The sequence below is a fragment of the Oleiphilus sp. HI0079 genome, assembly GCF_001635105.1.
On sequence record NZ_LWFT01000617.1, the window covers coordinates 20,780 to 27,341 of the forward strand.

Genomic DNA, 6,562 nt, shown 5'->3' on the forward strand with positions numbered 1-6,562 from the left:
ACATCTACTTGATGCGATACTCTGCCGACCGGGCGTGCGCACTCAAGCCCTCTCCGCGGGCCAAAACCGAAGCAACCTTACCCTGCTCGCTCGCACCATCTTCAGAGAAATAAATAATTGATGACCGCTTCTGAAAATCATAAACACCAAGCGGCGAAGAAAAACGAGCTGTGCCAGAAGTTGGAAGCACATGGTTAGGCCCTGCACAATAATCCCCCAATGCCTCGGCGGTATAGCGCCCCATAAAGATCGCGCCAGCATGCTTAACATGCTCCAGCAAGGCTTCGGGATCTTCCACAGACAGCTCGAGGTGCTCAGGAGCAATTCGATCGCTTACCATTGCCGCCTCTTCAAGGGATTCGACCTTAATGAGTGCCGCTCGATTCGCTACTGACACTTCGATAATCTCTTTACGGTCCATCGTCGGCAACAAGGCCTGAATACTCTTTTGTACCCTTTCAAGAAACTCCGCGTCTGGAGAAATCAGAATAGCCTGAGCGTTCTCGTCATGCTCGGCCTGTGAAAACAAATCCATCGCTATCCAGTCTGGGTCCGTTTTACCATCACAAATAACCAAGATTTCGGACGGCCCGGCGATCATGTCGATACCGACCTGCCCGAACACTTCTCTCTTAGCGGTAGCAACATAGATATTGCCAGGCCCAACGATCTTATCGACACCGGGGATCGTCTCTGTACCATAAGCGAGCGCGGCAACAGCCTGCGCACCACCAATAGTAAACACCCGATCTACCTCACAAACAGCTGCTGCCGCAAGAACAAGTTGATTTACCTCGCCCTTTGGTGTTGGCACAACCATCACGACTTCCTCAACCCCTGCAACCTTTGCAGGAATCGCATTCATTAATACCGAAGAGGGATACGCCGCCTTACCACCCGGAACATACAAGCCAGCCTTATCAACAGGAAGTACACGCTGGCCAAGCTTTGTGCCATCAGCCTCAGTAAATTCCCAAGAACCTTGCGCCTGTTTTTCGTGATAAGTTCGTACGCGATTCGCCGCCTCAAGCAAAGCAGTGCGCTGATTGTCTGGCAACCCATCTAATGCCTGCTGCAACTGATCTCTAGGCACTTCAAGTTCGGACACATTGGTCGCATTAAGTGCATCGAAGCGATTGGTGTATTCAATGACCGCATCGTCACCGCGTCCACGCACCGCAGCAATAATTTCCTTGACCGTTTTATGCACAGACTCATCAAGCGTTTCGTCCCATGCAACTAATGCCGACAACTGTGCATCGAAATCAGGATCTTTCGAATCCAAACGTTTGATATCTAACATAAAAAAACTCCAGTACTACGAGTAACACGTGCCACTTAAGTGCGACGATTCACAGCCTCAGTGAGCTGCTCAATGATAGGCTGAATTTGTGCATGCTTCATTTTCATCGAAGCGCGATTGACAACAAGTCGCGTGCTTATGTCGTGAATATGCTCCCTAGGCTCTAGACCATTTGCCTTCAGGGTATTGCCCGTATCAACAATATCAACAATCTCATCGGCCAAACTCAAAATAGGAGCCAATTCCATCGCACCGTAGAGCTTAATAATGTCGGCTTGAACGCCCTGCTGCGCATAAAAAGCCTTCGCAAGGTTCACGAACTTCGTCGCTACCCGAATTCGACCCGACGGCGCTGATTCGCCTTTTTTGCCCGCGGTCATCAACTTGCACTTGGCAATCTGCAAATCAAGAGGCTCATAAAGCCCTGCAGCTCCGTGCTCCATTAGCACATCTTTACCTGTAACACCGATATCCGCACCGCCATACTGAACATACGCGGGCACGTCGGTAGCGCGAATAATGATCAACTTAATCGTTTCAATAGTTGTATCAAATATCAATTTACGGCTTGAGCTGAGGTCTTCAACAGGCTCAATACCGGCTTCCGCCAACAGCGGCAACGTTTCTTTCAAAATACGGCCTTTTGATAAGGCGATAACCAGAGAGTCAGACATATCGTATTTAAATCAGTAGCGAACCTAGCCCGGCAAGCGCTGAATTTTTGCTCCCAATAACTGTAACTTTTCTTCAATACATTCGTAACCGCGATCAATATGGTAGATGCGATCAACCACGGTATCACCTTGAGCAACAAGCGCAGCAATAACGAGACTCGCCGACGCTCTCAGATCCGTCGCCATAACCGGCGCAGCCTGAAGCTTTTCAACACCTGTAATGATGGCCGTATTACCCTCAAGCTTAATATCCGCGCCCATTCGCTGCAGCTCTTGAACGTGCATAAAACGATTTTCGAACACTGTCTCTGTGACCGAACCCGCCCCTTCGGCGATACAGTTAAGCGAGACAAATTGCGCCTGCATATCAGTGGGAAACGCAGGATAAGGAGCGGTCCTTAAGGAAACAGCTTTTGGCCGCTTGCCTTTCATATCAAGCTCAATCCAATCTTCGCCTACAGTGATCTCAGCTCCAGCTTCTTCGAGCTTCACCAACACCGCATCCAAAATATCAGCGCGCGTATCTTTTAGCTTTACGCGTCCTCCAGTTGCTGCGGCAGCAACCAGATAAGTACCGGTTTCGACTCGGTCAGGCATCACGTCATAATGCGTACCTTTAAGATTCGCCACTCCCTCAATCACAATTTCAGAGGAACCATGCCCAGTTACTTTTGCCCCCATCGCGATCAAGCACTCTGCCAAATCAACAACTTCAGGCTCCCGCGCAGCATTTTTTAAAATCGTCGTACCCTCAGCGAGCGCAGCGGCCATTAGAAGGTTCTCGGTACCTGTTACGGTGACCACATCAAAAACAATGGTTGCGCCTTTCAAACGCCCATTAGAACGCGCCTTGATGTAACCATCCTCTACCGCTATGTCGGCGCCCATTGCTTCCAGACCCTTGATGTGCAGGTCAACAGGCCGGCTGCCAATCGCGCAACCACCAGGAAGAGATACTTCCGCTTTACCAAAGTGCGCAAGCAAAGGACCGAGCACCAAGATAGACGCGCGCATTGTCTTTACAAGATCGTAGGGCGCATTCAGATCTTTGATCGTCATGGCGTTGATCTCAACACTCATTTTCTCATCAATCATCAACTCAACGCCCATACGCCCCATGAGCTCAATCATCGTTGTGATGTCGTGAAGGTGCGGGAGATTGCCGATTGTAACGGGTTCACTGGCCAGCAACGCTGACGCCAAAATCGGTAGCGCTGAGTTTTTAGCGCCGGAAATACGAATCTCGCCATCTAAAGCGACACCGCCACCAATAACTAATTTATCCATAAGAGCCTTACTTTAATAATTGATTGCCGGACCTTATTCGCCCTGCGAAGCCCACTCTGCAGGCGTGTAGGTCTGCATAACAACGGCGTGTATTGTGCCGTCGACAATGTGCTGATTAAGACAACCGTAAATGAGCTGCTGCCTCTTTACTTTGTTCAATCCGTCGAACTCATCACCCACTGCGCGCAACTGATACTGATATCCGTCGGTTTCAACAACAACTTCCATATTTGGGTATTGCGCTGTTACGAGCGCTTCAACTTCGTTTGCTTGCATACAAACACCCTTTCTAAGCGATTAAATCGATGAGCTAATTGGGCGCGTATCATACAGCAATCAGTGCAGGCACTAAAGGACAAGCTGTGGCGATTTAGCGCCCCAGTTAAGTATTAGAGAAAAAATAAAAACAGAGTGTTTAATGACTAAATATGAACTCGAGCCCACCAACGCGAGCCATATCAAAAAGTTTCTGTGGAGGTTCTTTAAACTCGAGCTCAATATCAAGGCTTTTTGCTTTGCGAATCAAGCACAAGCACAGAGACAAAATCTGACTATTGTAGGACTTGAGATCCTTCAGATAAACGACAACGCGAGGAGCATCATGCGCCTCAACCAACCGCTCGATAGATGCCCGAACCTCAACCAAATCGCTACGCGCAACCTCTCCACTTAAACTCACACTGGCATCGTCTCGCGTTGTCACCGAATACACTAGCTCTCCTCCAGAGGACCTGCGCCCTCAGGAACGTCAATCTCTAGATCAACACTCCAGTTCGAAATAACCGCCTCAATATCGCCTTTACGAGATTTCATTTCACTATCAAATTTATCCCTAAATGCCAGACCGATGTTGATGCCGAATACGATGACATTTTCCATATACCAACGCCCTTCTTTATTTTTGTACATAGAGTAGGTCACTGGATAGACGCTTCCATTTGAGGTAATCACCTCCATCTCGACAGAAGCTCGCGTATCGCTTCGCGGGTTAATTTGTGCTTTTACAACCCGCATTTCGAACGAGCCCTGGTCAACGATCGCTTTGGTATAGGTGTTGAAAAGACTTTCTTTAAAGCTTTCAACGAACTCATTTCGCTGATCCTTGGTCGCCTTTCTTGCATACTTACCCATCACTCGAGCAGCAATGCGACGAAAGTCAATGATGGAGCTGATCGCCTTCTCCATTTCAACGTAAAAGCCATCCGGATCGGTTTCGAATCGAGGCTTCTGCTCTTCAAAGGTTCGAAGAATATCCTTTACGTTTTTTTCGACGGTTGTTTTAACCAGGTCAGACTCATCTGCTGCAGCGACGGCACTAAACGGCAGCGCTAAAAAGAGGATGAACGTGAGCGTTAAGCGAATCATTTGTGGCATAGTCGACCTCTTAAAAATCTGCTTGTCCGGAAGCGAATGCCCCAATTAACTTTTCTAGATTGAGTGCCGATTGAGTATCAAAAATGGTATCGCCATCTGCGAGGACCTCTTCATCTCCCCCAACACTGATAGCGACATATTTATCCCCAAGCAACCCTGAAGTTTGAATTGACGCCACACTGTCAACGGTCAGATTATCCACATCAGAATAAATTTCCATTTCAACTAACGCTGAATAGGTTTCTTTCTCCAACGTTACGCTGCTAACCCGACCAATCGTAACACCTGCCATAGACACCTTGCCCCGCACCGACAACCCTCCGAGATCATCAAACAAGGCATAAACACGATAAGAGTTTTTTTGAGAATCTAACGACAAGCCACTCACTTGAAGAGCCAAGAACAACAGAGCGACCATGCCCGCCAACATGAAGAGCCCTACAACTAGCTCGACGGTTTTGTTATACATACGCTTCCCTTAAGATTTTACCTATCAAAAACCGCCAAACATGACAGCCGTCAACAAGAAGTCCAAACCAAGAACTGCCAATGAAGAATAGACGACGGTCTTTGTTGTCGCATTACCAATTCCCTCAGAAGTCGGAATTAGATCATAACCCTGAAAGACGGCTATCCAAGTAACAACAAGACCAAATACAACCGCCTTAATCATTCCGTTGAGCACGTCCGCCTCGAATTCAACTGCCGACTGCATATTCGACCAAAAGGCCCCACTGTAAACACCCAGCCAATCAACACTAATCAACATACCACCAAGCACACCAACAGTACTAAAAATGGCAGCAAGAATGGGCATTGACAAGAAACCAGCCCAAAAACGCGGCGCAATAACTTGCTTCATGGGGTCAACCCCCATCATTTCCAAACTAGACAGCTGTTCCGTCGCTTTCATCAAGCCAATCTCAGCCGTAAGAGCAGAACCCGCCCGACCAGCAAACAGAAGCGCGGTTACAACTGGGCCCAATTCTCTAACTAGAGTCAGCGCAACCATCTGCCCAACCGCCTGCTCAGACCCATAGTCAACAAGAATACTATAACCCTGCAAGCCGAGAACCATACCAATGAACATACCTGAGACAACGATAATGATGAGTGACAATACACCCACATGATAGAGCTGCTTTAAAAGCAGACGCAGCCCTTTAACCGTAAAACTCAAACCGAGTATTGCCCGAAGCAAAAATACGCCAGAGCGACCAAGCGTTGCAATGGTCTCAGTACCTGAACGACCAAGCTTTTGAATCTGCTTAATCACGAGCGACTCCATCAGTGCCAAAAGAAGTATTCAAATCGTCGCCCAAAAGATCGTCTACATAGTCTCGAGCTGGGTAATGAAAGGGTACCGGACCATCTGGCAAGCCGTTCACAAACTGATTAACCAATGCAGAATCAGACTTCCGTAATTCTTCTGGAGTTCCGGCACCAATCACACGCCCATCTGCAATCACGATTGCATGATCACAGATACTCAAAGATTCTGAGATGTCGTGCGAGACGAGTACGCTGGTCAAGCCAAGCGTATCATTTAGAAGACGTATCAACTGTACCAACACGCCCATCGCGATCGGATCCTGACCGGCAAACGGCTCGTCGTACATTATGAGCGCTGGATCCAGCACAATAGACCGAGCGAGCGCTACTCGCCGCGTCATCCCACCTGAGAGCTCCGATGGCATCATATCGCGAGCACCGCGCAAACCAACCGCATTGAGCTTCATGATCACGATATCCCGAATCATATCCTCAGGAAGGTTCGTGTGCGCCCTTAGTGGGAAGGCAACATTCTCAAATACACTAATATCCGAAAACAACGCACCGCTTTGAAACAGCATTCCCATTTTGGAACGCTCCTCAAACAAGTCTTCGCGCCTCAGCGTCTGGAAGTCTTGGCCATCCACTAAGA

General features: G+C 48.4%; 9 protein-coding genes. All 9 read right to left on the reverse strand.

From position 1 onward, the window contains the following. Positions 1-4: 4 nt before the first annotated feature. Positions 5-1,303, reverse strand: a complete 1,299-nt coding sequence (gene hisD / locus A3750_RS11120) for a histidinol dehydrogenase (RefSeq protein ID WP_068457583.1) — start codon at positions 1,301-1,303, stop codon at positions 5-7. A 35-nt stretch (positions 1,304-1,338) separates the two neighbouring features. Then, on the reverse strand, positions 1,339-1,977 hold the full coding sequence (hisG, locus tag A3750_RS11125) for an ATP phosphoribosyltransferase (protein WP_068465466.1): 639 nt from the start codon (positions 1,975-1,977) through the stop codon (positions 1,339-1,341). Between the two features lie 24 nt (positions 1,978-2,001). Beyond that, the gene (murA, locus tag A3750_RS11130; RefSeq protein WP_068456495.1) at positions 2,002-3,264 is read right to left on the reverse strand and encodes a UDP-N-acetylglucosamine 1-carboxyvinyltransferase; all 1,263 of its coding nucleotides are present in this window, start codon (positions 3,262-3,264) and stop codon (positions 2,002-2,004) included. 33 nt (positions 3,265-3,297) lie between these two features. After that, the gene (locus tag A3750_RS11135; protein WP_068456492.1) at positions 3,298-3,540 is read right to left on the reverse strand and encodes a BolA family protein; all 243 of its coding nucleotides are present in this window, start codon (positions 3,538-3,540) and stop codon (positions 3,298-3,300) included. Positions 3,541-3,679: 139 nt separating this feature from the next. Beyond that, positions 3,680-3,976 carry an STAS domain-containing protein gene (locus A3750_RS11140; RefSeq protein WP_068456489.1) on the reverse strand — a complete coding sequence of 99 codons (297 nt, stop codon included), beginning with the start codon at positions 3,974-3,976 and terminating at the stop codon, positions 3,680-3,682. Next, positions 3,976-4,638, reverse strand: a complete 663-nt coding sequence (locus A3750_RS11145; protein WP_231871794.1) for a phospholipid-binding protein MlaC — start codon at positions 4,636-4,638, stop codon at positions 3,976-3,978. The genes A3750_RS11140 and A3750_RS11145 overlap by 1 nt, the downstream gene beginning before the upstream one ends. 10 nt (positions 4,639-4,648) lie before the next feature. Further along, the gene (gene mlaD / locus A3750_RS11150) at positions 4,649-5,107 is read right to left on the reverse strand and encodes an outer membrane lipid asymmetry maintenance protein MlaD (RefSeq protein WP_068454995.1); all 459 of its coding nucleotides are present in this window, start codon (positions 5,105-5,107) and stop codon (positions 4,649-4,651) included. Between the two features lie 24 nt (positions 5,108-5,131). Beyond that, positions 5,132-5,926: a lipid asymmetry maintenance ABC transporter permease subunit MlaE gene (mlaE, locus tag A3750_RS11155; RefSeq protein ID WP_197466260.1), complete on the reverse strand. Its 795-nt coding sequence runs from the start codon at positions 5,924-5,926 to the stop codon at positions 5,132-5,134. Continuing rightward, positions 5,907-6,562, reverse strand: a 656-nt coding sequence (locus tag A3750_RS11160; RefSeq protein ID WP_068548268.1) for an ABC transporter ATP-binding protein, incomplete at its 5' end; no start/stop codon positions are given. The genes mlaE and A3750_RS11160, both read right to left, overlap by 20 nt.